The sequence below is a fragment of the Agromyces sp. Root81 genome, assembly GCF_001429165.1.
GTDB lineage: Bacteria > Actinomycetota > Actinomycetes > Actinomycetales > Microbacteriaceae > Agromyces.
Window position 1 is genome coordinate 781190 of sequence record NZ_LMIR01000002.1, and the last position, 23229, is coordinate 804418.

The 23229-nt window shown below is 69.7% G+C and carries 23 protein-coding genes and 1 pseudogene; 11 read left to right on the plus strand and 13 right to left on the minus strand.

What is annotated here, in order from left to right; all coding sequences use genetic code 11:
- Nucleotides 1-230: 230 nt before the first annotated feature.
- The gene (locus ASE14_RS08690; RefSeq protein ID WP_082600358.1) at nucleotides 231-3395 is read left to right on the plus strand and encodes a M14 family metallopeptidase; all 3165 of its coding nucleotides are present in this window, start codon (nucleotides 231-233) and stop codon (nucleotides 3393-3395) included.
- Nucleotides 3396-3511: 116 nt separating this feature from the next.
- On the plus strand, nucleotides 3512-4849 hold the full coding sequence (locus tag ASE14_RS08695; protein WP_056653585.1) for a nitrate/nitrite transporter: 1338 nt from the start codon (nucleotides 3512-3514) through the stop codon (nucleotides 4847-4849).
- Between the two features lie 33 nt (nucleotides 4850-4882).
- Here ASE14_RS08695 and ASE14_RS08700 read toward each other — a convergent pair whose 3' ends face one another.
- The 5 genes from ASE14_RS08700 to ASE14_RS08720 form a co-directional block, all read right to left on the minus strand.
- Nucleotides 4883-5104, minus strand: coding sequence for a hypothetical protein (locus ASE14_RS08700; protein ID WP_056653587.1), 222 nt, complete (start codon nucleotides 5102-5104; stop codon nucleotides 4883-4885).
- Between the two features lie 76 nt (nucleotides 5105-5180).
- Nucleotides 5181-5555 (minus strand): VOC family protein, encoded by a 375-nt coding sequence (locus ASE14_RS08705; RefSeq protein ID WP_056653589.1) that lies wholly within the window; start codon nucleotides 5553-5555, stop codon nucleotides 5181-5183.
- A gap of 39 nt (nucleotides 5556-5594) precedes the next feature.
- Nucleotides 5595-6107, minus strand: a complete 513-nt coding sequence (locus tag ASE14_RS08710; RefSeq protein ID WP_056653593.1) for a methylated-DNA--[protein]-cysteine S-methyltransferase — start codon at nucleotides 6105-6107, stop codon at nucleotides 5595-5597.
- 90 nt (nucleotides 6108-6197) lie between these two features.
- Nucleotides 6198-7073: a hypothetical protein gene (locus ASE14_RS08715; protein ID WP_056653596.1), complete on the minus strand. Its 876-nt coding sequence runs from the start codon at nucleotides 7071-7073 to the stop codon at nucleotides 6198-6200.
- A gap of 125 nt (nucleotides 7074-7198) precedes the next feature.
- Nucleotides 7199-7918: a hemerythrin domain-containing protein gene (locus tag ASE14_RS08720; protein ID WP_056653598.1), complete on the minus strand. Its 720-nt coding sequence runs from the start codon at nucleotides 7916-7918 to the stop codon at nucleotides 7199-7201.
- A 148-nt stretch (nucleotides 7919-8066) separates the two neighbouring features.
- Between ASE14_RS08720 and ASE14_RS08725 the strand changes: the two genes are divergently transcribed.
- Complete coding sequence (locus ASE14_RS08725) at nucleotides 8067-9161, plus strand: hypothetical protein (RefSeq protein ID WP_056653603.1); 1095 nt, start codon at nucleotides 8067-8069, stop codon at nucleotides 9159-9161.
- 81 nt (nucleotides 9162-9242) lie between these two features.
- On the opposite strand, the gene ASE14_RS08730 is transcribed toward ASE14_RS08725, so the two are convergent.
- On the minus strand, nucleotides 9243-9455 hold the full coding sequence (locus tag ASE14_RS08730) for a hypothetical protein (RefSeq protein ID WP_056653607.1): 213 nt from the start codon (nucleotides 9453-9455) through the stop codon (nucleotides 9243-9245).
- Nucleotides 9456-9658: 203 nt separating this feature from the next.
- Between ASE14_RS08730 and ASE14_RS08735 the strand changes: the two genes are divergently transcribed.
- Together ASE14_RS08735 and ASE14_RS08740 are read left to right on the plus strand one after the other, a co-directional pair.
- A complete protein-coding gene (locus tag ASE14_RS08735; protein ID WP_056653610.1) occupies nucleotides 9659-9946 on the plus strand; it encodes a DUF1905 domain-containing protein in 288 nt (95 codons plus the stop codon).
- A 113-nt stretch (nucleotides 9947-10059) separates the two neighbouring features.
- Nucleotides 10060-10836, plus strand: a complete 777-nt coding sequence (locus ASE14_RS08740; protein ID WP_056653613.1) for a DUF4328 domain-containing protein — start codon at nucleotides 10060-10062, stop codon at nucleotides 10834-10836.
- 41 nt (nucleotides 10837-10877) lie between these two features.
- On the opposite strand, the gene ASE14_RS08745 is transcribed toward ASE14_RS08740, so the two are convergent.
- Nucleotides 10878-11489: a DNA-binding response regulator gene (locus tag ASE14_RS08745; protein WP_056653615.1), complete on the minus strand. Its 612-nt coding sequence runs from the start codon at nucleotides 11487-11489 to the stop codon at nucleotides 10878-10880.
- On the minus strand, nucleotides 11486-12727 hold the full coding sequence (locus ASE14_RS08750) for a sensor histidine kinase (RefSeq protein ID WP_056653617.1): 1242 nt from the start codon (nucleotides 12725-12727) through the stop codon (nucleotides 11486-11488). The genes ASE14_RS08745 and ASE14_RS08750 overlap by 4 nt, the downstream gene beginning before the upstream one ends.
- 143 nt (nucleotides 12728-12870) lie before the next feature.
- On the opposite strand from ASE14_RS08750, the gene ASE14_RS08755 reads away from it, so the two are divergent.
- Nucleotides 12871-13416 carry a hypothetical protein gene (locus tag ASE14_RS08755; RefSeq protein WP_056653621.1) on the plus strand — a complete coding sequence of 182 codons (546 nt, stop codon included), beginning with the start codon at nucleotides 12871-12873 and terminating at the stop codon, nucleotides 13414-13416.
- A gap of 34 nt (nucleotides 13417-13450) precedes the next feature.
- Here ASE14_RS08755 and ASE14_RS08760 read toward each other — a convergent pair whose 3' ends face one another.
- Both ASE14_RS08760 and ASE14_RS21410 read right to left on the minus strand, forming a co-directional pair.
- Nucleotides 13451-13912, minus strand: coding sequence for an HNH endonuclease signature motif containing protein (locus tag ASE14_RS08760; RefSeq protein WP_056653625.1), 462 nt, complete (start codon nucleotides 13910-13912; stop codon nucleotides 13451-13453).
- Nucleotides 13913-13979: 67 nt separating this feature from the next.
- Nucleotides 13980-14792 (minus strand): annotated as a pseudogene (locus ASE14_RS21410) (DUF222 domain-containing protein); the annotation flags it as partial.
- Between the two features lie 162 nt (nucleotides 14793-14954).
- Here ASE14_RS21410 and glsA point away from each other — a divergent pair.
- Both glsA and ASE14_RS08780 read left to right on the plus strand, forming a co-directional pair.
- Nucleotides 14955-16175: a glutaminase A gene (glsA, locus tag ASE14_RS08775; RefSeq protein WP_056653634.1), complete on the plus strand. Its 1221-nt coding sequence runs from the start codon at nucleotides 14955-14957 to the stop codon at nucleotides 16173-16175.
- Between the two features lie 57 nt (nucleotides 16176-16232).
- Nucleotides 16233-17345, plus strand: coding sequence for an epoxide hydrolase family protein (locus tag ASE14_RS08780; RefSeq protein ID WP_056653636.1), 1113 nt, complete (start codon nucleotides 16233-16235; stop codon nucleotides 17343-17345).
- An 85-nt stretch (nucleotides 17346-17430) separates the two neighbouring features.
- On the opposite strand, the gene ASE14_RS08785 is transcribed toward ASE14_RS08780, so the two are convergent.
- The gene (locus tag ASE14_RS08785; RefSeq protein WP_056653639.1) at nucleotides 17431-18882 is read right to left on the minus strand and encodes a cellulase family glycosylhydrolase; all 1452 of its coding nucleotides are present in this window, start codon (nucleotides 18880-18882) and stop codon (nucleotides 17431-17433) included.
- 143 nt (nucleotides 18883-19025) lie between these two features.
- On the opposite strand from ASE14_RS08785, the gene ASE14_RS08790 reads away from it, so the two are divergent.
- Nucleotides 19026-20327 carry an MFS transporter gene (locus ASE14_RS08790; RefSeq protein WP_056653642.1) on the plus strand — a complete coding sequence of 434 codons (1302 nt, stop codon included), beginning with the start codon at nucleotides 19026-19028 and terminating at the stop codon, nucleotides 20325-20327.
- A 23-nt stretch (nucleotides 20328-20350) separates the two neighbouring features.
- Here ASE14_RS08790 and ASE14_RS08795 read toward each other — a convergent pair whose 3' ends face one another.
- Nucleotides 20351-20716 carry a hypothetical protein gene (locus tag ASE14_RS08795; RefSeq protein WP_056653643.1) on the minus strand — a complete coding sequence of 122 codons (366 nt, stop codon included), beginning with the start codon at nucleotides 20714-20716 and terminating at the stop codon, nucleotides 20351-20353.
- A 148-nt stretch (nucleotides 20717-20864) separates the two neighbouring features.
- On the opposite strand from ASE14_RS08795, the gene ASE14_RS08800 reads away from it, so the two are divergent.
- Nucleotides 20865-21467, plus strand: coding sequence for a dihydrofolate reductase family protein (locus ASE14_RS08800; protein ID WP_056653647.1), 603 nt, complete (start codon nucleotides 20865-20867; stop codon nucleotides 21465-21467).
- 60 nt (nucleotides 21468-21527) lie between these two features.
- On the opposite strand, the gene ASE14_RS08805 is transcribed toward ASE14_RS08800, so the two are convergent.
- Entirely contained in the window at nucleotides 21528-21728 is a 201-nt protein-coding gene (locus ASE14_RS08805; RefSeq protein ID WP_056653649.1) for a hypothetical protein, read from the minus strand.
- 112 nt (nucleotides 21729-21840) lie between these two features.
- Between ASE14_RS08805 and ASE14_RS08810 the strand changes: the two genes are divergently transcribed.
- Entirely contained in the window at nucleotides 21841-23229 is a 1389-nt protein-coding gene (locus ASE14_RS08810) for an FAD-binding oxidoreductase (protein WP_056653652.1), read from the plus strand.

Sequence of the window (23229 nt, forward strand, 5' to 3'; positions counted from 1 at the left end):
CGCACCAGGTGACTGAAGTGCCCGTCGAGTCTCGCATCGCGAGTTCGGCGGGCACTTCGCCGTTGATGGGACCGGCACCTCGCCGTCGAGAGAATCGACGGCGCTCCCCTCTTGACGCTCGCCGAGGCGACGGGAAAGATGAGGAAGGTTCAAGCCCGGGCCATCCGCCCCGCTCGAACGATCGTGGACACACCGTCACCGACGCGCCATCGCGCACAAGGGAGTACGCCATGTTCCGTCTGAGCACCGCTCGTCAGCTCGCTGCAGCCACCGCTGCCGCCCTGATCCTCGCACTCGTGAGCGCCACGCCGAGCGTGGCGAAGCCGGCGCCTCCGCCCGGCGGCGACGACAAGTTGGCGGTCTACACGGGCACGGTCGATGCTTCCGGGCTCGCAGCGATCGTCGGCCTCGGCGTCGATCGCACCGAGATCGTCACGTCGCCGAGCCCCGAGGCCGGCACGCTCGACGTCGAGGTGATCCTCTCGGGCGAGCAGGTCGCGGAGCTGGCGAAGGCCGGCACCGACCTCGAGCAGAAGGTTTCGGCGCAGCGCCGGGCACTGGCACCCGGCGACGGCGTGTTCCGCATGTACTCGGGTGCCGGGGGCATCCAGGAGGAACTCGTGGCGCAGGCCGCGGACAACCCGACGATCGCCGAACTCGTGGTGATCGGCCAGACCGTCAACGGCCAGGACATCACCGCGGTGCGGGTCACGAAGAACGCTCCGAAGGTGAAGGACGGCAAGCGCCCGGCGACAGTGTTCTCCGCAGCGCAGCACGCGCGCGAGTGGATCACGCCGGAGATGGTGCGGCGCCTGCTCGACCACGTGCTGACCGGGTACGGCACCGACTCACGCATCACGGAGCTCGTGAACACGACCGAGATGTGGTTCATCCCGGTCGCCAACCCCGACGGGTACGACTTCACCTTCGAGGACGGCCAGCGCCTCTGGCGCAAGAACGTGCGCGACAACGACGGCAACGGCGTCATCACACCGGGCGACGGCGTCGACCTGAACCGGAACTTCCCGACCCGGTGGGGCTACGACAACGAGGGCTCGTCACCGAACCCCGGAAGTGAGACGTATCGCGGCAGCGGGCCGGCATCCGAACCCGAGACGCAGGCGATCGACTCGCTCTTCGCGAACATCACGCCGGAGTTCCTCGTGAACTACCACTCGGCGGCCGAGCTGCTCCTGCACGGGATCGGCTGGCAGGTCGCGACGCCGTCTCCTGACGACGTGATCTACGAGGCGATGGTCGGCGACGACGCCACTCCGGCGATCCCCGGCTACGACCCCGACATCTCGGCGGAGCTCTACACGACGAACGGCGACACCGACTCGCACATGCAGGAGGCGTACGGAACGCTCGGCTTCACCCCGGAGATGGCGACGTGCGAATCGGCATCCGACTCGGTGCCCGACGACGAGTGGGAGGCCGAAGCCTGCCAGAGCGGCTTCAACTTCCCCGACGACGAGGCGCTCATCCAGACCGAGTTCGAGAAGAACATCCCGTTCGCGCTCGCGGTCGCGGAGTCGGCGCTCGATCCGGATGACCCGGTCTCGGTCGTCGAACGCGATGCCGCCGACTTCGTCGTCGACAGCTTCGACGTGTCGTACGGCGACCCGCAGCCCGTCGCGGTCACCGCGAAGCGGAGCCTCAAGGCGAAGATGCTGCACTACTCGATCGAAGGCGGTGCAGTGGTGGATGCCGAGATCGCCGAGTGGGCCGGCGGCGAACGCTACGGCGACGAGAACGACGACTACTACGCCGAGTACCGAGGCCTCGTGGAGGGCGCGAGCCCGGGCCAAAGCGTCGAGGTCTGGTTCTCCGGGCAGACCACGCCCGCCGATCTGGGGCCCGGCGAGAAGCCGGGCAAGGTCGAGAGCGACCACTTCACCTACGAGCTCGCGCAGGATTCGGGCAACCCGGTGCTCGTGATCGCCAACGAGGACTACACGGGCGTGAACCCGACGTACCCGCCGGGCACGACCGAGCCGAAGTACCTCGACGAGTACGTCACCGCCATCGAGGCGAACGGCGTGGCGCCCGACACGTGGGACGTCGACGCGCAGGGAGTGCCGCACCCCCTCGGTGTGCTCTCGCACTACCCGTCGGCGTTCTGGTACCTCGGCGACAACCGGCTGACGCAAGACCCCGAGGACGCGCTGACCGACACCTTCCTGTTCGGTCCGCTCCCCGACCTCTCGGTCGCCGAACGGCAGCAGTACCTCACGATCGCGGTACGCGACTGGATGAACGAGGGCGGCAAGCTCGCGCTCTCCGGAGAGACGGCCGGGTACTTCGGACTGCTGGGCGACGCGCTCGGCGGCATCTACTACGGGCTCGACGGGGCACCGGAGGCGGACTGCGTGGTCACGCAGGACTTCTTCTCGGATTGCCTGCTGCTGGCTGACGACTTCACGCAGTACTGGCTGGGCGGCTACAACCGCACGCCGCTCGGTGCCGCGGGAGTGACCGGCACGGCCGACCCGCTCACCGGCGTCGAGGCGCTCTTCGGCGGACCGGCGACGGTCGACAACCCGATCGACGAGGTCGGGGCGTTCACGCCCACGAGCGAGGTGCTGCCAGTCGACGAGTTCCCGCAGTTCGAGAGCTGGGCCGCCGCCGACTACGTCGATGCCGAAGGCCGGGTCGTTCCGGTCGAGGGTGCGTGGGCCGTCGCGGCCACGCACATCGACGACGGGTACCAGCGGTTGGCGCGCACGTTCGATCTCACCACGGTGAGCGCGGCGGATGCGCCGACGTTCGAGGCGCAGATGGCGTTCGAGACCGAGGTCGGATACGACCACGTGCTCGTCGAGGTGCGCCCCGTCGGAACCGAGGAGTGGACGACGCTCCCCGACCTGAACGGCGGCACCTCGACCGACGTGCCCACGGAGTGCGAAGCCGGCTTCCTCCTGGCCGAGCACTCCCATCTCGAGCACTACCTGACCGGCGGCAACCCGTGCACGCCGACGGGCTCGACCGGTGAGTGGAACTCGTTCACCGGCTCGTCCGGCGGCTGGGTGCCCGTGGCGTTCGACCTCAGCGCCTACGCGGGCGCGCAGGTCGAGGTGGTCGTGAGCTACGTCACCGACCCGTCATCGGGCGCGATGGGGCTCATCCTCGACGACACGAAGCTCGTCGTCGGCGGCGACATCATGGAGGCCGAAGGCTTCGAGACTGATCTCGGGGCCTGGACGGTGCTGGATGCACCGGAGTCGAGTCCCGGCAACAGCTCGAACTTCGAGCGCACGGAGGGCCTCGGCGCCATCATCGCGGCGACGGCGACACCCGACTCGCTGCTGTTCGGCTTCGGCCTGGAGCAGCTGTCGACGGATGCCGAGCGCGCGGCGATGGTCGAGCGGGTGCTCGCGCACCTGCTCGGGTAGCCGAGCGACGGATGCCTCGCCGCTTGCGTTCGCGGCGGGGCATCCGCTCGGGCGGATACGCTGGAAGCACCGACCGGTGATCGACTGACGTCGGATCGAGACGTAGTGGGGAGCCGGTGACGATCGTGCCCCAGGCTGTGCGCCCCTGGCGTCTCTGGCTGGTGTGGGGTGTCGGCGTCGCGGCCTACATGCTGTCGGTCACGAACCGCACCTCGCTCTCCGCCGTGGGCGTCGACGCGGCCGTCCGATTCGATGCGGATGCCTCGACGCTGTCGATGTTCGCGGTGATCCAGCTCTTCGTGTACGGCGCGATGCAGATCCCGGTCGGCATCCTGCTCGACCGCTTCGGCGCCCGCCCGATCATCACGATCGGCATGTTCCTCATGGCGGTGGGACAACTCGTGATGGCGTTCGCACCCGACGTCGGCACGGCGATCCTCGCCCGCATGCTGCTCGGCGCCGGCGACGCGGCGATCTTCCCGAGCGTGCTGCGCGTCGTCGCGGTGTGGTTCCCCGAGCGCCAGGCGCCGTTCATGGTGCAGCTCACCGGCATCGTCGGGCAGACCGGGCAGCTGCTCGCGATCCTGCCCATGGCGGCGCTGCTGCACGCGACGGACTGGACGATCGCCTTCGGCAGTCTCGCCGGGCTCGGCGTGCTCTTCACCGTGCTGACGTTCGCCGTCATCCGAAACCGGCCACCGGGTCGCGACACCGATGCGAGCGTCGACACCAGGACCGGCGCCATGCACGCCGTGACATCGTCGGCCGACCTGCGCCAGGGGTTCACGGAGTCATGGGCCCACCCCGCGACCCGGCTCGCGTTCTGGTCGCACTTCACGACGCCGTTCTCGGGCACGGCATTCATCCTGCTGTGGGGCTTCCCGTTCCTCACGGTCGGCGAAGGCCTCACGCCCGCGATGGCCTCGCTCATCTTCAGCGTCTACGTCGTCGCCGGCATGGTCGTCGGCCCGGTCATCGGGGCGCTCTCGAGCCGGCATCCGATGCGCCGCTCGCGCATGCTCGTGCTGCCGATCATCGGCATCCAGGTCGTCGCGTGGCTCGCCGTCATCCTGTGGCCGGGGCCGGCGCCGCTCTGGCTGCTCTTCGCCCTCGCGCTCGCGCTGAGCACGGGCGGGCCCGCGTCGATGATCGGCTTCGACCACGCCCGCACCTACAACCCGAGCCACCGGCTCAGCACCGCGACGGGCATCGTGAACGTCGGCGGGTTCCTCGCCGCACTGCTCGCGATCCTGTTCATCGGCATCGCGATGGACGCGCTCGGCGCGGGCACGCCCGACACCTACAGCCTCGAGGCGTTCCGTCTCGCGTTCCTCACGCAGTTGCCGCTCTGGGCGCTCGGCGCGGCGTTCATCGTCTTCGAGCGCAGGCGCACTCGCGTGCACATCGGACTCGACGAGCCTCGCCGCAGGCGCCGCGGCCGGCCCGGCGCCTGAGTGAGGCTCCGGCCGCTCACGCGCCGGTCAAGCTCATCGCCTGGTGAACCGCACGGCGGCCGACGGCCGGATTCGCCGCCGCTGTTTCTGCCGAACCACGAGAGCGGCGACGAGGACCGTCAGCACGACGCCGACGGGCGAGAGCCACCAGATGCCCGTGATGAACGCCGCAGTGAGGCCCCCGAGGAGCCCGAAGATGAGCGTCCACCAGAACGAGTCGGGCTCCATGCCGAAGTAGCCGTCACCCTGCGTCATGACACGGACCCTAGCGGATCGACCAGATCGTTCTCAACCATGATGGACACGTTCCCGGGAGGCCGCAGCCCCCTCGCTACTGCGCTGACCAGACGCCGAGCTCGTTGCCGCTCGGGTCGGTGAAGTGGAAGCGTCGACCGCCGGGGAACTCGTAGGGGCCGTTGACCACCTCGCCGCCCGCCGCCGTCACCGCGGCCAGCGTTGCGTCGAGGTCGTCGCTGTAGAGCAGCACGAAGGGGCCGCCCTTGGCCACCTCTTCGGCCAACGAAAGCCCGCCGGCCTCTTCGCCGTCGGCCTCGGCAGCGGTGCGGATGCCCGCGTACTCGGGGCCGTACGGCGTGAACTGCCAGCCGAATGCCGCGCCGTAGAACGCCTGGGCGGCGGCGATGTCAGTGACCGAGATCTCGACGTAGTCGATGCTCAATGGGATGCGGTGCTCGTGGGTTGCCATGGCGCCAGCATGGCAGCGCCCACCGACAGGCTGGGGGCGCTAGAAGAGCCGCGCCTGCGCGACGACGGGCGCACCCTCGAGTTCGAGCAGGAACCGCTTGCGCTCGAGCCCGCCGGCGTACCCCGTGAGCGAGCCATCGGCGCCGACGACGCGATGGCACGGCACGACGATGCTGAGCGGATTGCGCCCGACCGCGTTGCCGACCCGTCGCGCGAGGTTGCGATCGCCGAGCCGCGAGGCGAGCTCGCCGTAGCTCGTCGTCGCGCCGTGCGGGATCTCGCGGAGCATCGCCCACACCGCCTGCTGGAAGTCGTCGCCGGTCGGCGCCATCGGCAGGTCGAACGTCGTGCGCTCCCCGGCGAGGTACTCGCCGAGCTCGATGCCGACCCTCGTGATGAGCGGGTCGGTGCGCGAGTCGACCTCGACCCCGATCGTGTCGGATGCCGGTGGGTGCCAGTGACCCGGAAAGTAGATGCCGGCCAGCGCATCGCCGTCGGCGACGACGAGGAGGTCGCCGAGCGGGGTCGTCAGCGTGGCATGGCGTCGGGACATGGCTCCATCATCCCTCCGATCTCTTCGGTCGCCGCCAGTGGCGGTCGCGGGAATTGGACGTGATGCTCCGCGGCACGATCGCCAGCGACATCACGGCATCACGGGCTGGCGCGGCATGCTCCCACGACGCTCGCAGAAGAAGAGCACGACCGCCGCCGCGATGGCGGAGGCCAGCGCCCACACGGCTGCGGCGCCGCCCTCCTCGATCCCTCCTTCGAGGATCAGCGGCATCGACATGAGCGTCACTGCCGCGGGCGCTCCGACGCTCAGGGCGCGCACGAATCGCGGCGCGACCAATTGGTCGACGAGCACCACGACCGCAACGGCCCATGCGGCGACCAAAGCACTCGGGATCGCTCCGACGATCGCCCACCCGAGCAACCCTGAGATGAACGAGCCGCTCGGCGGGCCGTCGAAGAAGCCGAAGCTCAGCGCGATCGGGGCGACGATCGCGGGGATCCAGGCCGCCAGCCCGGCGAGCAGCACGACGACGCCGAGGCAGAACCTCAGCGACCGGACGGGCGATCCGGTGGCACTGGCTTCGGTCAGCGCGGCTTCGCGCGCCGCCCGCCGGTGGCGGTGGATCGGGATCGCCAGCACGAGGCCGATGAAGACGGTTCCGGCCGCGAGCAGGGCGCCGTTGCTCGTGACGAGCACTGAGGCGAGCCCTCCGATCACGGACGGCGCGAAGGCCAGCGCGGCGGTGACCACCGCGGTGACCGCCGCCAGCACCACGAAGTGGATGCGGACACGGCCGACCCGGAAGATGAGCATGGCGACGAGTCCGACCACGATGAACACGACCGGCCCGACGATGAGGATCGCGAGGCCCACGAACTCCGCGCCGGTGTGACCGCTGATGTGCAGCAGCGGCGGAAGTGCCATGCCCCCGACCGTCGCGCCGCCTGCGACCATCGCCGCCAGCAACGGCTCCTGCCAGTCGCGCGGAAGCTGCTCCTGAACCATCGTGGTCCCTCCTCTGCCGGGCATCGCCGGCTCGATGAGGATATGGCACGGCGCACGATCGGCACGGCATCAGCACGGCGCGATCGGCACAGCGAGATCACTGCGACCGCGGTCAACGTTGCCCTTCAGCGGCGCCCGATCAACGCAGCCCGGTTCGCCTCGTACTTGGGCTTGCCGATCATCCGCCAGATGAGGCGCACGGGCGCAGGCAGGTGGGTGCGCTGCCACTCGGCACCGCCATCGGGCTGTGCAGCGAGGATCGCCCCGAGCTGCTCGAACGTCTTGCCCTTCGGCGTCGCCTTGCGTCCGTGTTCGGAGAGCGCGTCAACCTCCTTCGGCGTGAGCGTGACCTCCATGACGGGCACGATGTTCGTCTCTTCATCGGGCAGGTGCGCGGCGAGCGCAGCGGTGATGCCGTCGAGGGCGGTGAGCACGCCCGCGGCATCCGCCGACCGGCCACTCGCCCGCCACGCGGGCAGCGCGGCGTCGAGCGAGTTCAGGTGCACGAGCATCACGGCATGCTGCTCCTTCATGCGCGCCACGTGCACGGCACACGACGGGGCGCGCTGCTCGAGGGTGTCCCACAGCATCGTGTCCTCGCCCTCGTGGTGCGCGTGCAGGCCCACCGAGAGCATGCCGAGGTGGTCGCCGACGACGTCGGCGTGCGCGGCATCCGATTCGGCGACGCCCTCGACGAGCGCGCGGCCCTCGCCGAACCCCGCCCGGAAGAAGCGGTGTATCTCGGCCATGCCGCTCGCGTCGCACGTCTTCGCAGCGCCGCCGGCGCTGGCGCCGCCGGCACGGCCGGGTTCATCGCCGCTCGAGGGAAGGGCAGTGGCGGGCATCTCGACTCCGATCGTCGGTGAGTGGCGCGTCGCACGCGACCCTACGACCTGGCGGATGCCGCGGCAAGACCCCGCCCGAGGGGTGGTCGCAGACGGTGGCCGCAGATGCCTCGCGTCATGCGTCGGAGCGCCGATCTACGATGGCTGGATGCCTGAACTCCCCCGCGTCGCCGGTGCACACCTCGTCGGCTCGATCAACCAGCCCACCGCTGAGGCGACCTTCCGCGTCGTCGCCGAAGATCTCGGCAGCGAGCTCGCACGCATCCCCGACGGCGAGGTCGGCGAGCGGTTCCACTGGATCCTGTTCCAGGGCGCCGCGTTCGACGCGGTCGACGGTCTCAGCCGCCTGCCGATCGACCCGATCATCGTCGCGGGCTTCGACCTGCGCCCGCTCGTGCTCGACGGATCGGTGGCGGCATCCGACCTCGTCTTCGGCCCGCTCGGCTATGCGGATGCCGCTGCGGCGAGCTATGCCGATTTCACCCGCCTGCGCGACGCCGGCGTGATCCCCGGGGGCACGCGGCTCCAGGTGTGCCTGCCCTCGCCGCTCGCGCCCATCACGACGTACGTCGCTCCCGCCGATCGCGCCGCGGTGTACCCGGCCTACGCGGCTGCACTCGCCGCCGAGGTCGACCGCATCGCAGCGGCGATTCCGGCCGATGACCTCGCCGTGCAGATCGACATGGCGACCGAGTTCGCCTACCTCGAGGGCGTGAGCCTCGGCGGCGGTCCGCTCGAGGCCTTCTTCGCCGAGGGCGGTGCGGATGCCCCGGCGCTCGTCGACGCCATCGCCGGCCTCGCCGCCGAGCTCGCTGCGCGCGTGCCCGCCGGCGCGCAACTCGGATTCCACCTCTGCTACGGCGACGTCGCCGAGAAGCACTTCGTCGAGCCGACCGACGCGGGCAAGCTCGTCGCCGTCGCGAACGCCCTTTCGGCCCAGCTCGATCGTCCGATCGACTGGGTGCACCTGCCGGTGCCGATCGAGCGCGCGGATGCCGCGTACTTCGCCCCCCTCGCCGGCTGGGCGCTGCCCGCCGAGACGACGCCGTTCCTCGGCCTCGTGCACCACGAGGACGGCGTCGACGGCGCGCTCGCCCGCATCGCTCCCGCTCGTGACGCGTTCGCCGCCGCCGGCGTCGCCGCCTTCGGCATCGGCACGGAGTGCGGCTTCGGCCGGGGTCCGGCAGACCGCACGGCGAGCCTGCTCGCACTGCACCGCGAGGTCATCGCGGCCGCCGGCTGAGCCGACGCAGCGCTCCGGCCCGCCCGAGAGGGCGAGCCGGCGCGGAGCAGATGAGCCGGGACGAGCCGGCGCGGCGCGCGATCAGTGCGCGACCGGGAGGCCGTGGATGCGCTGCCGCGAGCGCCCCTGGCGCCACTCGGCGAACCGACCGAAGAGGCCCTGAGGGCCATCGGCCCGCTCGCCCTCGAGCGACCGGCGGTCGGCGGCGTTGCGGCGCCGCTCGTTGACGCGACCCGCTTCGAGCTCGTCGTGCATCTGCAACGTCTGGGCGACGTACCCGTATGCGAGGTTCATGATTCCGATCCCTTCGAGACCTGCCGGGCCGGATTGCGGCCACTGAGACCAGACTCCTCGCTGAGGTAGGGGGTGCGTATCGGGCGTGTGCCTCATCTTCGGAGGCTTCAGCCACCTCAGACGGTGGTCGGGCACCTCAGACGAACCGCCCTACCTTAGATGCGGCCCAGCCGGGCGTCACCGGCCGCGAGTACGATCGCGACATGCGCATCCGCTTCACCGCCGAGGTCTACGAATGGACGGCGCGGCGCAACTGGTTCTTCGTCGACGTTCCGCCCGAGCCGAGCGCCGACATCTCCGACCAGCCGCGGATGCCGCGTGGCTTCGACTCCGTTCGCGTCGTCGCGACGGTCGGCGGCACGACGTGGAGCACCTCGATCTTCCCGGGCGGCGGCACCTACGCGCTGCCGCTCAAGAAGGCCGTGCTGAAGGCCGAGGGCATCGCAGAGGGCGACGAGATCGAGGTCGACCTCGACGTGCTCGACGGCTGACGGCCCACACGTCTAGATGACAGCCCACCCGGATCGCTAGAGTTGCACGCGATCCAGCGGAGAGAGCCGTCCGGATCGCACGTCGTGTCGAAGATGATCCTCCGAGGAAGCCAATGACCACCAACATCCCCACGTCCCCTCCTCCCGGCTGGTACCCGGCGCCAGACGGATCGTCGGAGACGTGGTGGTGGGACGGCGCACGATGGGCGCACCCGCAGCCGCAGCACCAGCCCGAACAGCGACCGGACGCGACCAACGCCATCGCCAAGCTCGCGATGGCCACCCAGGTGCTCCTGCTCGTCTGCATCGTCATGTCTGTCGCCACCATCGGCGTCGAGACGTTCGGGATCATCACGATCGCGGACTACCTCAACGGCGACGACACGGCCGTCGACAGGTTCGACACGTACGACCAGAGCACGTTCGTGGTCAGCATCCTGTCGTCGCTCGTTCTCATCACCACCGCTGTGATCTGGGTCATCTGGCAGTACCGAGTCGCCAAGCAGGTCACCGGCCGAACGCGCCGCTCACCGGGCTGGCACGCCGGATCCTGGTTCGTGCCCATCATCAGCCTCTGGTTCCCGTACCAGAACGTCTCGGACCTCTGGCGAGCCGTCGGGCGCACTCGACCCTCGTGGCAGATCATCTGGTGGTTGCTCTGGGTCGTCAGCAACTACGTCATCCAGCTCTCGGGCCGTATCTACCTGGTCGCCGAGGACCTCGAAACGATGCGTGTCGCGATGTGGATGAGCCTCGCAGGCGAGGTGCTCCTGCTGGCAGCGGCACCGCTGGCGTGGCTGGTCATCCGCGGGATCACCCGGGGCATCCTGCAGCGGCCCTCGAACCCCGTGCCTGCCTTCGCCGGCGGCCTGACGATCACGCCGAGCTGATTCGGGAGGGGCGGCGGGGGCACGCCCGCCGCCCCTTCGCCTCAGATCCAGCCCTGCTGCCACGCCTTCTCGGCGGCCTCGTGCCGCGACGAGGCGTCGAGCTTCGTCATCGCCGATGAGAGGTAGTTGCGCACTGTGCCCTGCGCGAGGTGCAGGCGCTCGGCGATCTGCTGCACGCTCGTCGTCGAGCGGCTGTAGCGCAGCGCGTCGAGCTCGCGGTCGGTGAGCGGGCAGCGTTCGGCGGTGAGCGCGGTCGCGGCGATCTCGGGGTCGATGTAGCGACGACCGGCGGCGACGTCGCGGATGACGTGCGCGAGGTCTTCGGCGGGCGTCGACTTCGGCACGAAGCCCGAGACCTTCGACGCCAGTGCGCGACGCAGCACGCCGGGGCGCGCGTGCCGGGTCACGATCACGACGCGCGTCGGCACCTCGGCGAGGATGCGCGCGGCTGCCTCGAGCCCGTCGGCATGCGGCATCTCGAGGTCGAGCAGGCACACGTCGGGCACGGTCGCGATCGCCTGCTCGACGGCGGTGAGTCCGTTGTCGGCGCTCGCCACGACCTCGATGTCGGGCTCGAGGTTCAGGAGTGCGACGAGGGCGCCGCGGATCAGGTGCTCGTCGTCGGCGATGAGCAGACGGATGCCGCCGCTCACGCCGTCACCCGCACACCGACGGGCACCGTGGCCCGCAGCTCGAAGCGTGCGCCCGAGGCATCCGTCGACGTCTCGAGCGTGCCGCCGACCGCGGCGAGCCGTTCGCGCAGGCCCGCGAGACCCGAGCCGGGCGCGCGCGACGCAGCGCCGGCGCCGACGCCGACGCCGACCGCAGCATCGCCGGGCGCCGAGGCATCCGTCACCGGTACGCCGTCGTTCACGATCACGAGTTCCGTGCGCTCGCCCGTCGTCGTCAGTTCGATCGTCACCGTGGTCGCCTCGCTGTGTCGCAGGATGTTGGTCGTCGCCTCGCGCACGACCGAGGCGAGCGCGCTCTGCGCGGCGGCATCCGCCGGCAGCGGGCCGAGCCGCAGCGCGCACTCGGCTCCCGACGCGGTGAGCACCTCGCGAGCGTTCTCGAGCTCGTCGTCGAAGGCGACCTGCCGGTAGCCGGCGACGAGCGAGCGCGTCTCTTCGAGGGCCTGCTTCGCGATCAGGCGGGTCTCGTGCAGGTGCTCACGGGCGGCCGCGGGGTCGATCTCGAGCAGGCGCTCGGCGAGCTCGGACTTCAGCGAGATCACCTGCAGGTGGTGGCCCTGGATGTCGTGCAGGTCGGAGGCGAAACGCAGCCGCTCCTGCGTCACGGCGAGTTCGGCGGCGGTGCGACGGTGCTGGTCGAGCTGCACGACGACCTCCCACCACCACATGCTCGTGAGCAGCATGATCGGCAGCATCGCCGCGAAGAGGGCGATCATCCACGTGTCAGACGATCGGCCGAACTCGAACGGCACGCCCGTCACCGCCGTCGCGAGCATCGGGTGCGCGATGACCGTGACGAACCCGACGAGCAGCACGAGTCGGCGCTGGGGCTTCGGCAGCAGGCACGCGATGAGCGTCGCCGCGGCCCAGAGCGGGATCGCGGCCGCGAGCTCGCTGACCGGTGCGAAGAGGCCGAGCACCCACACGATCGCGGCGGGTGCCACGAGCGCGGCCGTCCACCAGGGACTCGGCAGGCCGCCCCCGCGCCCGACGCGCAGGAACCAGCAGTACCGCAGCTGGGTCGCCGACGCGACGAGGAACAGCACGACGAGCACGGCGGTCACGACGTCGTCGGTGCTCAGGTAGGCCTCGAGCATCGACAACGCGATGACGAGGTCGAGGAATCCGAAGAAGAACACGATCGACCCGAGTGTGTACAGCCACGTGGTCTGCACACTGCGGGCGGGTTCTGCGGGCATGGATCCGAGCCTAGGGCAGTGACATTTGTCACGGTCCGAGGTGCGGATTCCCACGCGATCACCTGACACCGCGGCACTGCCGTCATCGGGGCCCGCCGCGAAGGATTGAACCATCACCAACCACCCCGACGAAAGGGCCCGTCATGATCGACGCACTGCAGGACTTCACCGCCTCCCTCCCCTCCTTCCTCCAGTGGTTCGGGGTGATGCTCGTCGCGGCGATCCCGTTCGTCGATTCCTACTTCGGCTCGGTCATCGGGGTGCTCATCGGGTTGCCGACCGCGGTCGCGATCGGCGCGGCCGTGGTCGGCAACGTCATCTCGATGCTGGTCTTCGTGATGACGGCCCACGGGGTGCGCAGCAAGGTCGTCGCCGGCAAGGTCGTCGCCGGCAAGGCCGTCGCCGACACGTCCGCCTCCGACATGTCCGCCTCCGGCACATCCGCCTCCGACACGGAGCCCGTCGAGTCCCCGCGCCGCGAGAAGGTGCGCCGGGCGTTCGACAAGTACGGCGTCGCCGGGGTGAGCCTCGTCGGCCCGTTCATCCTCCCGAGCCAGTTCACCTCGGCTGCGATGGTGTCGTTCGGTGCGAACCGGAACGCTGTGATCTTCTGGCAGATCATCTCGATCGTGATCTGGGGCGTGGTGTTCGGCGTGCTCACCACTCTGGGGGTCTCGCTCGCCCGCTGACCGCATAGACCGGCGCCCGTGCACGACGGTGCCGTCACGCGACCGCGGCGGATCTTCGCTCGAGCTGGTCGGTGAGCCTCGTCGGCGACTTCGTGGCACGCCGCCACCCGCCGCCCGGGTCGAGCCACGCGGGCGGGCGCACCTGCGGAACCCCACCGGCCATGCGGATGCCCCACCCCGAGGTCTCGATCGTGCGGTGATGGAACCAGCAGAGCAGCACTCCGTTGTCGGTGTGGGTCGGGCCGCCATCGACGTCGGGAACGACATGGTGGATCTCGCACCACGCGGCCGGCACGCTGCACCCCGGGATCAGGCATCCGCCATCGCGCAGTGTGATCGCCCGGCGCTGGTGCGGGGTGAAGCAGCGCTCGGGCGAGCCCAGTCCGATGATGCGGCCGGCGCCGTCGAAGGTGACCTGCTGCGTGCCGCCGGTGCACATCAACTGCCTCGCCGCGCGAATCGACACCGGGATCTCGACACCGTCGGCATGCGCCACACCGTGCCCGGTCTCGACCCGAGCGGGCGGCGGTCGCGATGATCGCCGCCATGACATCGTGACGCTGCTGGTCGGCCGTTCGCTGCTCACCGTTGCGTTCGACGTCGGCGCGCTCCTCGGCGGTCATGAAGCCTCCCCCGGAGCGTGGCGCGAGGTGCGCATCGAAGAGACGGCGCAGCCCCGCTGCGACCTCGGGCAGCAGTTCGCCACCGACCGGGATGAGCCCGTCACGAGCCCGGCCGAACCTGAAGCCTCGCCGCCGCATCGCGCGTTCGTCGTCGGGCTCGGGCCCGTCTTGGTCGAGGAACGCGGCCCAGATCTGCGCCTGCACCCGCAGCTCGTCGGCGGAGCAGCGCACCGGTGCGGCATCGCCTGAGGCAACGGCCGCCGCGACGAGTTCGCGCTCGGCCGAGCGGAGGGCGACGGGCTCGGCGACCCGCCGGGTGCCGTCGAGCTCGCGCACGATCGTGCACGCGGCATCGACCCCGAGTTCTCCGTCGGCGAGCGCCGCCCCGACCTCGGGATACCGCGCCTCCAGAGGATCGCCGGTCAACCCTTGCCGACTCCGCGTCGCGGCACCGAGCGCGCTGCGTCGTCTGGCCTCGGCGCCCGACACCTGCGTGACCCGCTCGAGCAACTCGGCGGCGGAGCGGCATCCACGCCTGGTCGACAGCCGTTCACTGCCCAGCTCGACTCGCGAACGCTCGGCGACTTCACCGGCGCAGGCGACGCGGCGCGCGTCGATCACTCGGCCGACCGCCTCCATCGCGGCCGTCGCAGCGAGCAACTCGTGATCGGACCACCCGGCCGCGTCGTCGAAGCCCGTGACGTCGAGGAGCGATGATCGCACCTGCTCGAGCGCCTCGACGATTCCGTTCATGGCTCCATCCTGCCGCCACCCACTGACATTCGATTCGCTCGGAAATTGCAGGTCAGCCTGTGAATAACCCCCCGAATCACCGCCTGTGGAGGAGGAGTCGATTCCAATGTCCCGATCTCCGAAGGCTCGCTCGCAGCCCCGCCCCGGTCGTATGCTGACCCCATGGCCGCCGATCTGCGAGATCCGGTACGACACGCCCTCGACTCCGTGCTCGAGGCGGTGCGAGAACGAACCGACGGCGCGGTCGCGAGCTACATCCCGGAGCTCGCGACCGTCGAACCCGAGCAGCTCGGCGCGGCGCTCGCCAGCACCCACGGGGTCGTGCACGAGTCCGGCGACGCCGACGCGGAGTTCACGATCCAGTCGGTGTCCAAGCCGTTCGTCTTCGCCCTCGCGGTCGATGCGCTCGGGATCGGCGAGGTCACGAAGCACGTCGGCCTCGAACCGAGCGGCGAGCCCTTCAACGCGATCAGCCTCGAGGAGTCGACCGGTCGCCCGCTGAACCCGATGATCAACGCGGGCGCGATCGTGACCACGTCCCTCATGCGGGGCGACACGGCCGCAGAGAAGTTCGACGTGGTGCGCGCCGGCCTCGAGCGGTTCGCGGGCCGCGACCTGCAGGTCGACGAGGAGGTGTTCTCGTCAGAGGCATCCACCGGCGATCGCAACCGCGCCCTCGCCTACCTGACCCGCTCGGCCGGCACGCTCGGTTCGACGGCGGATGTCGCGACGACCGCGTACTTCCGCCAGTGCTCGCTCACCGTCAACGCGCGCGACCTCGCGATCATGGCGGCGACGTTCGCCACCGGCGGCGTGAACCCCGTGACCGACGAACGCGTGATCAGCGAGAACGCCGCCCGCTGGACCACGGCCGTCATGACGAGCTGCGGCATGTACGACGCGTCGGGCGACTGGCTCGTGCGGGTGGGCCTGCCCGCCAAGAGCGGGGTCGGCGGCGGCATCGCGGCCGTGCAGCCGGGTCAGTTCGGTATCGGCACGTTCAGCCCCCGCCTCGACGAACGCGGCAACAGCGTGCGCGGCGTCGCGACGCTCGAGCTCCTGTCGGAGCGCCACGGCCTGCACATGCTGCAGCACCACGGCGCACCGCTCTCGCCGATCGCGTCGCTCGAGCGCGAGGGCGTCGACACGGTCGCGATGCTGCGCGGCGAGATCATGTTCGCCGGCGCCGAAGAGGTGCTCACGCGCCTCTCCCCCCTCGTCAGCGACGACGGATGCCTCGTGCTCGACTTCTCGGGCGTGACCCGGGTCGGCGACGGCTCGAAGCGCGTGTTCGCGGCGGCACCGGAGCTCGTCGGGAAGGCGCCCGACGGTCACGACCGCGTCGCCGTGCGCGACCCCGAGGGGGTACTCTCGCTCGATTGAGGCATCCGCTCGGCGACGGTCTCGGCGGCTGTCGGAGGCCTCGGCTATCGTCGCCGCATGAGTGAGATCCGGCCGTTCGAACTCCATGTCCCAGATGACGTGCTCGACGATCTGCGTGCTCGCCTGAAGCGCACGCGGTTCCTCGACGATGCGCCGCGCAAGCCGGCATCGGGCATGAGTGCGACGTATCTGCGCGAGCTCGTCGACGACTGGATCGAGTGGGACTGGCGCGCCCGCGAGGCGTGGCTCAACGAGCACCCGCAGTTCATCGCCCAGGTCGGCGACGCGGCCGTGCACTTCGTGCACCGCCGGGCGGAGCGGGCAGGAGCGCCGGCGATCCTCGTCATGCACGGTTGGCCGCATACCTTCGCGCTGCAGCTCGGGTTCGCCGACGTCCTGCGGGACTTCGACGTCGTGGTCGCGAGCCTGCCGGGCTTCGCGTTCTCCTCGCCGTATTCCGAGGGACCGATGTCGGAGCAACGGCTCGCCGCGACGATGCACGCCCTCATGACCGAGGTGCTCGGCTACGAGCGGTACTTCACGTACGGCGAAGACGTCACGGCCAACGTGAGCGACCTCATCGCCGCGAGCCATCCCGAGCACGTCGCCGGCATCGTCGCGACGCACGCGCATTTCCCCACGAGCGAGGAGCGTGCCGAGCTCACGCACCCCGGGGAGGTGGCGTTCTTCGCCGACCTCGCCGACCGCCATGACACCGATGGCGCCTACGGGCAAGTGCAGTCGACCCGGCCCGACACCCTCGCCGCAGCCCTCAACGACTCCCCCGCCGGGCTGCTGGCCTGGCTGGCCGAGAAGCTCGTGGAGTGGAGCGACACCCCGCCGGGCGATCCCCGCGCGGTCGAGCAGCGCATCTCACGGGACCAGATCCTCACCGAGGCGATGATCTACTGGGTCACCCAGACGATCGGCTCGTCGTTCCGCCCGTACTACGAGGGCGCCGACCAGCCCGACCTGATTCCGCCGACCTCGGTGCCCGCGGCGGTCTTCATCCAGCGGCACGAGGCGGCGTACCCCGAGACGCTCGCCCGACGTCACTACCTCGACCTGCGCGTCTTCGACCGCCTGCAGCACGGCGGGCACTTCACGGCAGCCGAGGTGCCCGACGAGCTCGCGGCCCGACTGCGGGCGTTCGTGGCGTCACTGCGCTGACGAGCCAGCCCACGGCCGGCCGGCCGGTTCCGCCCGACGCTGTCGCGACGACCCCGCGGGGCGAGGCCGCCGTGACAGCCCGACCTCACTTCTCGAGCGTCAGCGTGACCGTCGAACCCGGCTTCGCCGTGATGCGCAGGGTCTGCTTCTTCGCGTTGTAGTGCGCCTTGCCACCCGTGATCGACACCTCGGGTGCCTGCGCGTACGTCGTCTTCGGCACCCAGATCTCGGTCGGACCGGCGCCGGCCGTGAAGCTCACGGTGTAGTCGCCGCTCGCCGCGTCGAAGTGCTCTGAACCCGGGACCCCGGCGATCGCCCGTGCGTACGGGCCGAACGCGGGTTCGTTGCCGGGGGCGGCCCCGCCCGTGGCATTCATCGCGCAGTAGCCGCCGCCGTCGCTTGCGCAGTAGTACCAGATCGCCCAGCCGCTCGCGAACCGCTCCATGGCCGCGACCTGCGCGGCGACGAGCGCGGCGTTGCCGGGCGTGCGCGAGTTGGGAACGCCCCACTCGCCGACGATCATCGGCATGCCGTTCGCGGTGGGATACGCCGAGATCCCGGCCTCGTAGTTCACGACGAAGTCGTCACCGGGCCAGTCGCCGCCCTCTTCGACGCCCGTGTTGTAGAAGTGCGGCGCGTAGCCGACCTTCGGGTCGTCGAAGGTGCGCAGCTGCGTGGGCACGCCGTAGCCGACGAGCACGGTCGGCTCGACGAAGATCCACGACTCCTCGTCGACCGAGCGGATCGAGTCGATCAGCCGGTCGTACATGTCGCTGATCTTGGTCGACTCGATGCGCGCCGAGGCGGTGACCCAGTCCTCGCCCTCCTCGAACTCGCCGAACGGCTCGTTGAACAGGTCGTAGCCGAGCAGGCTCTCGTGGCCGCTGAAGCTGTCGGCGACCTCGACCCACAACTGCTGCTGTGCTGCGCGCAGGTCGGCATCGTCGTAGAGGTGCGTGAAGGCGCGCATGACCGCGGGCTGGAAGTAGTTGTTGAACCAGTTGTCGGGGTCGTCGACGAACGGCAGACCGTCGGTGCGGGTCGCCCACTCGGGTGCGCCGGAGGCGCCGAACACCGGCCCGTACACGTCCTGGTGCATGTCGATCATGACGTGCACGCCCTCGCGGTCGGCGGCGTCGAGCACCGAGTCGACGTAGTCGAAGTACGCCTCGTCGTAGTCGCCCTGCACCGGCTCGAAGTACTGCCACTGCACGACGAGCCGCAGGAAGTTGAAGCCCTGGTCGGCCATGTCGGCGACGTCGTCCGGCGTCAGTCGGTCGTGCACGTACTTGGCCGCGTTGTAGCCGCGAAGCTGCAGCGCGCGGCCCTGCTCGTCGGTGATGAAGACGCGGCCGTCGGGCGTGGTGACGGTGCTTCCATCGTCGGATGCCGCGGGGGCGGGTTTCGCGGCATTGCGGCTGCTGCTCGTCTCGGTGCCCGCGGGCGCGGCCACCGCTGCGGCCGTCGGAACGAGGGCGAGTGCGGCGGCCGTCGCGAGGGCGAACCCTGCGGCGGTTCGGTGCAAGAGGGTGGGCATGGGCGCTCCTTTGCGCGTCATTCGACCGGGTTGCGAGCGAGCATACGTGAAGTGGGTCAGATGACCTAGTAATCCGGAGAACTCGCTCTCACTTGCAGCATCTCGGACGCATTCGTCGCCGACGACCGTCGTACACTGAGCGAGTGCGCGACGCGGCGGCTCGAACAGGCACCGATGCCGAGACGCGCTCGCGCGAGGTCCTCCGCATCCCGGCCTTCACGCTCTTCTGGAGCGCCACGACGATCCGCGCGTTCGGGAGCGCGATCGCCGGCGTCGCATTCCAGGTCCTGATCGTGACGGTGCTGAACGCCACCCCGCTCGAGATCAGCATCCTGAGTGCGCTCAGCGTCGTTCCGTATCTCTTCCTCGGCCTGATCATCGGCGCACTCATGGACCGATGGCGGCGTCAGCGGACGCTGATCGTCACCAGCGTCGCGCGTGCGATCGTGCTCGGCTCGATCCCTGTGCTCCTCCTCCTCGACGCACTCACCTTCTGGTCGCTCGCCGCCGTCATCCTGATGCTCTGCATCCTGACGCTCTTCGCAGACTCCGCCGCCCAGCCGCTCCTGCCCAACATCGTTCCGCGAAACTCACTCGTGATGGCCAACGCGCGGCTCGGCCAGAGCGAGACGGTCGCCGGCACCGCCGGGCCCGCGCTGGGCGGCGCGCTGCTCAACCTGCTCGGTGCACCGATCCTCTTCGCCTTCGATGCGGTGATCAACGCCGTGTCGGCGGTGCTCCAGTCCCGCATCACGGTCGATGAGGCGGCGCCGCAGCGCCGCCTCCGAGGGCGCCACATCGGGCACGACATCGTCGAAGGGTTGCGCTACACCTATCGGCACCGGACTCTCCGTCCGCTCGCGCTCTCCGTGCACATCTGGTTCCTCGCGAACAGCATCGTGTCGACCGTGTTCGCCGTGTTCGTCCTCCGGGAGCTGGACCTCGCGCCCTGGGCGTTCGGTGTCGCACTCGCGTTCGGGGGCGTCGGCGGCTTCCTCGGGGCGCTCTTCGCTCCTCGGCTCGGCGCTCGGCTCGGTGCCGGGCGGGCGATCCTCTTGGGCCGCGCCCTCGCCATCGTGCCGTGGCTGGTGCTGGCCGTGATGCCGATGGACGCCTCGAGCGGCCTCGGAGTCCTCCTGCCCGTCGTCTCAGGTGCGCAGTTCGTCTTCGGTCTCTCGATGGGCATCGAGGACGCGAACGACACCGGCTACCGACAGGCGGTGGCGCCCGACGCGATACAGGGCCGGATGAACTCGACGATCCGAACGGTGAATCGAGTCGTCTTCTTCGTCGGCGCATTGCTGACGGGGTTGCTCGTCACCGTCTTGGGCTACCAACCGACCCTCGGAGTCGCGGCGACCGTCTTCACGGTCGCCGCCCTGGTCGTCGCGTTCTCTCCGCTCCGCACCGCGCGCCACGAGGATGCAGCAGAAGCGCACTCCTGAGTGCAGCCTCGTGGCGCTCCGCGCTACCGCTCGCCGAGCAGCAGCCCGCGCTGCGTCGTCGCCGCACGCATCGCGTTGATGAAGTCGCCGTACGCGTTCTTGCTCTTCGCGTAGCCGATCGCGCCGCCCTTGACGGCTCCGAGCGCGCCGTCCTGGTCGAAGCGCAGCCACGTGTTGCCGTGCTCGTCGACGCCGATGTCGAAGGTGAACGAGATGTGGAAGTTCTTGCCCGCCATCGCTCCGAGCAGCAGCGTCTTGGTCAGGTTGCCGCGCTCGAGCTTGATGCTGGTCTGGGTCGGCTGCGTGGCCTCATAACCGAGGTCGCGGGCGATCGAGATCACGACGGGCACGGTCTGCAGGTCGTTTCCGGAGAGGATGAGTTCGGTCATGAGGGGTAGGGCTCCTTCGAAGTCTGGCCAAACGACGATACCGTGAGCCGGAGCCCGTGCCGTTCTTGTCCACAGGTCGATTTCCCCAATCGGGATCCGACTCATCGGTGAACGATGGAACGAGCCATCCGATCATGAAGGGAACGACATGCGCAGGATCACCGTGACGAACAACATCTCGCTCGATGGCGTGATGCAGGCACCGATGTCACCCGACGAGGACACCAGAGGCGGCTTCACCCTCGGCGGCTGGGCGCTCGGCGCGAACGCCGACCCCGAGCTCGGCGCCGAGATGGGCAAGGGCATGGCGCAGACCGGCGCGATGCTGTTCGGCCACCGCACCTACGACCACATGGCCGCATTCTGGCCGCACCAGACCGACGGCAATCCGTTCACCGAGCACCTCAACCGCACCGAGAAGCTCGTCGTGACGCGCGACCCCGCGCTCGAACTCACCTGGCAGCACTCCACGGTCGTCGCGGGCGACGCCGCGCAGACGGTCGCCGAGCTGAAGGCGACGGATGGCGGTGACCTCTCGGTCCTCGGCAGCGGCGAGCTCGTGCGTTCGCTCGCGAAGGCGGGCCTCATCGACGAGTACGTGCTGATCATCCACCCGGTGCTGCTCGGCAGCGGGCAGCGCATGTTCGAGGGGGTGCACCAGGAGCTGACGCTGCTCAGCAGCGTGACGACGGGCACGGGCATCACGCTGGCGCGTTACGCGCCGCGCACCTCACCCCGCAGCTCGGAGTGACGCGGCGGCAGGACGGCTCATCGCGAGTCTCGCCCGCAGTTGACAGACGGTTCATGCAGTTCAGTCGCGCGGCGTGCGGTGGCCCCCACCGGTATCGAGGTCATCGCCTGCCTCGAGATCGGGCCCGTCGCTCTCGGTGATGTCGGCCCCCTCGAAGAACGGGTCGACACCGAGTTCGCGGGCGTGTTCGGCGCGCAGGCGCCGCTGCTCGTTCGCGTCGTCGGCGAAGTTGCGGTCGTCGCGATCCGTGGTGTCACTCATGGTGATTCCCCTCGGTCGATGAGTACAGGCTAGTTCGCCCGCCGACTCGCCGCAGCGATCTGCGGTGACCGCCCTGCTGGCCGACACGGGGGCCGAGGAGTAGCTTGGCGGCATGACCGTGGCGGTCGATGCAGCCGCACTCGACGAACTCGAATCCGGGTTCGCCGGGCGACTGGTGCGGCCGACCGACGACTCCTTCGACGAGCACCGCAAGGTGTGGAACGGCTCGATCGATCGCCATCCCGCCCTGATCGCACGATGCGCTGGAGCCGACGACATCGTCGCCGCGACGCGGTTCGCTCGCCGAACGGGCCTGCCCGTCGCCGTGCGCGGTGGTGGTCACAGCTTTCCCGGGCTCTCGGTCTGCGACGACGGAATCGTGATCGACCTCTCGCTCATGAAGGGCGTCACCGTCGATCCCGAGGCGCGCACGGCTCGGGTGCAGGCCGGAGCCCTGCTCGGCGATCTCGACCGGGCAACGCAACCGTACGGACTCGCGGCGCCCAGCGGCATCGTCACGCACACCGGCGTGGCCGGACTCACGCTCGGCGGCGGCATCGGGTGGGTCATGCGGAAGCACGGCCTGAGCATCGACCAATTGTCGTCGGTGCAGCTCATCACCGCTGCGGGCGAGCGCGTCGTCGCGAGCGAGGCCGAGAACGCCGAACTCTTCTGGGGTGTGCGCGGCGGCGGCGGCAACTTCGGCATCGTCACCGCATTCGATTTCAACCTGTGCGACGTCGGCCCGACCGTCGTCGCGGGCCCCATCTTCTGGCCCATCGAGCAATCGCCGCAGGTGCTGCGCTTCTACCGCGACTGGATCGCCGATGCGCCCGACGAACTGATGACCATCGTGATGCACCGCAAGGCACCGCCGCTCCCCTTCGTTCCGCCCGAGCTGCACGGCAAGCTCATCGTCGGCGTGGTCTGCTGCTACACGGGCCCGGTCGAAGTGGGCGAGCGAGTCGTGCGCCCGATCAAGAGCTTCGGTTCACCGGTGCTCGACCAGTGCGTGCCGAAGCCCTTCATCGAGCATCAGGCGATGTTCGATCCGTCGTTCCCGCCCGGTCGCTGGTACTACTTCCGCTCCTGTGACGTCGCCGAGCTGAGCGACGAGGTCATCGACATCACCGTCGAGCACACGAGGCGCATCCAGTCACCGCTGACGAGCTTTCCCATCTGGCAGATGGGCGGGGCCGTGGCCAGGGTCGGCGAGGGCGAGACCGCCTTCAACGGACGCAGTGCCGGGCACACCTTCAACATCAACGCGGCGACGGCGACGGCCGAGGGCTTCGATGCCGAACGCGAATGGGTCCGCGGATTCTGGACGGCCCTGAAGCCGTTCCACACGAGCGTCTACATGAACTTCCTCATGGACGAGGGCGAGGAACGCATCCGCGAGGCCTACGGCCCGGAGAAGTACGAGCGGCTCACGTCACTCAAGCGCACGTACGATCCGGGCAACCTGTTCCGGCTCAACCAGAACATCCCGCCGGGCTGA

Coding starts and splice junctions, on each gene's coding strand:
- ASE14_RS08710 (WP_056653593.1), bottom strand. CDS start 6,107: ATGTCCCGACGCCATGCCACGCTGACGACCCCGCTCGGCGACCTCCTC.
- ASE14_RS08785 (WP_056653639.1), bottom strand. CDS start 18,882: ATGCCCACCCTCTTGCACCGAACCGCCGCAGGGTTCGCCCTCGCGACG.
- ASE14_RS08750 (WP_056653617.1), bottom strand. CDS start 12,727: ATGCCCGCAGAACCCGCCCGCAGTGTGCAGACCACGTGGCTGTACACA.
- ASE14_RS08725 (WP_056653603.1), top strand. CDS start 8,067: ATGCCTGAACTCCCCCGCGTCGCCGGTGCACACCTCGTCGGCTCGATC.
- ASE14_RS08805 (WP_056653649.1), bottom strand. CDS start 21,728: ATGAGTGACACCACGGATCGCGACGACCGCAACTTCGCCGACGACGCG.
- ASE14_RS08705 (WP_056653589.1), bottom strand. CDS start 5,555: ATGGCAACCCACGAGCACCGCATCCCATTGAGCATCGACTACGTCGAG.
- ASE14_RS08810 (WP_056653652.1), top strand. CDS start 21,841: ATGACCGTGGCGGTCGATGCAGCCGCACTCGACGAACTCGAATCCGGG.
- ASE14_RS08755 (WP_056653621.1), top strand. CDS start 12,871: ATGATCGACGCACTGCAGGACTTCACCGCCTCCCTCCCCTCCTTCCTC.
- ASE14_RS08690 (WP_082600358.1), top strand. CDS start 231: ATGTTCCGTCTGAGCACCGCTCGTCAGCTCGCTGCAGCCACCGCTGCC.
- ASE14_RS08715 (WP_056653596.1), bottom strand. CDS start 7,073: ATGGTTCAGGAGCAGCTTCCGCGCGACTGGCAGGAGCCGTTGCTGGCG.
- ASE14_RS08800 (WP_056653647.1), top strand. CDS start 20,865: ATGCGCAGGATCACCGTGACGAACAACATCTCGCTCGATGGCGTGATG.
- glsA (WP_056653634.1), top strand. CDS start 14,955: ATGGCCGCCGATCTGCGAGATCCGGTACGACACGCCCTCGACTCCGTG.
- ASE14_RS08735 (WP_056653610.1), top strand. CDS start 9,659: ATGCGCATCCGCTTCACCGCCGAGGTCTACGAATGGACGGCGCGGCGC.
- ASE14_RS08795 (WP_056653643.1), bottom strand. CDS start 20,716: ATGACCGAACTCATCCTCTCCGGAAACGACCTGCAGACCGTGCCCGTC.
- ASE14_RS08740 (WP_056653613.1), top strand. CDS start 10,060: ATGACCACCAACATCCCCACGTCCCCTCCTCCCGGCTGGTACCCGGCG.
- ASE14_RS08700 (WP_056653587.1), bottom strand. CDS start 5,104: ATGACGCAGGGTGACGGCTACTTCGGCATGGAGCCCGACTCGTTCTGG.
- ASE14_RS08730 (WP_056653607.1), bottom strand. CDS start 9,455: ATGAACCTCGCATACGGGTACGTCGCCCAGACGTTGCAGATGCACGAC.
- ASE14_RS08720 (WP_056653598.1), bottom strand. CDS start 7,918: ATGCCCGCCACTGCCCTTCCCTCGAGCGGCGATGAACCCGGCCGTGCC.
- ASE14_RS08780 (WP_056653636.1), top strand. CDS start 16,233: ATGAGTGAGATCCGGCCGTTCGAACTCCATGTCCCAGATGACGTGCTC.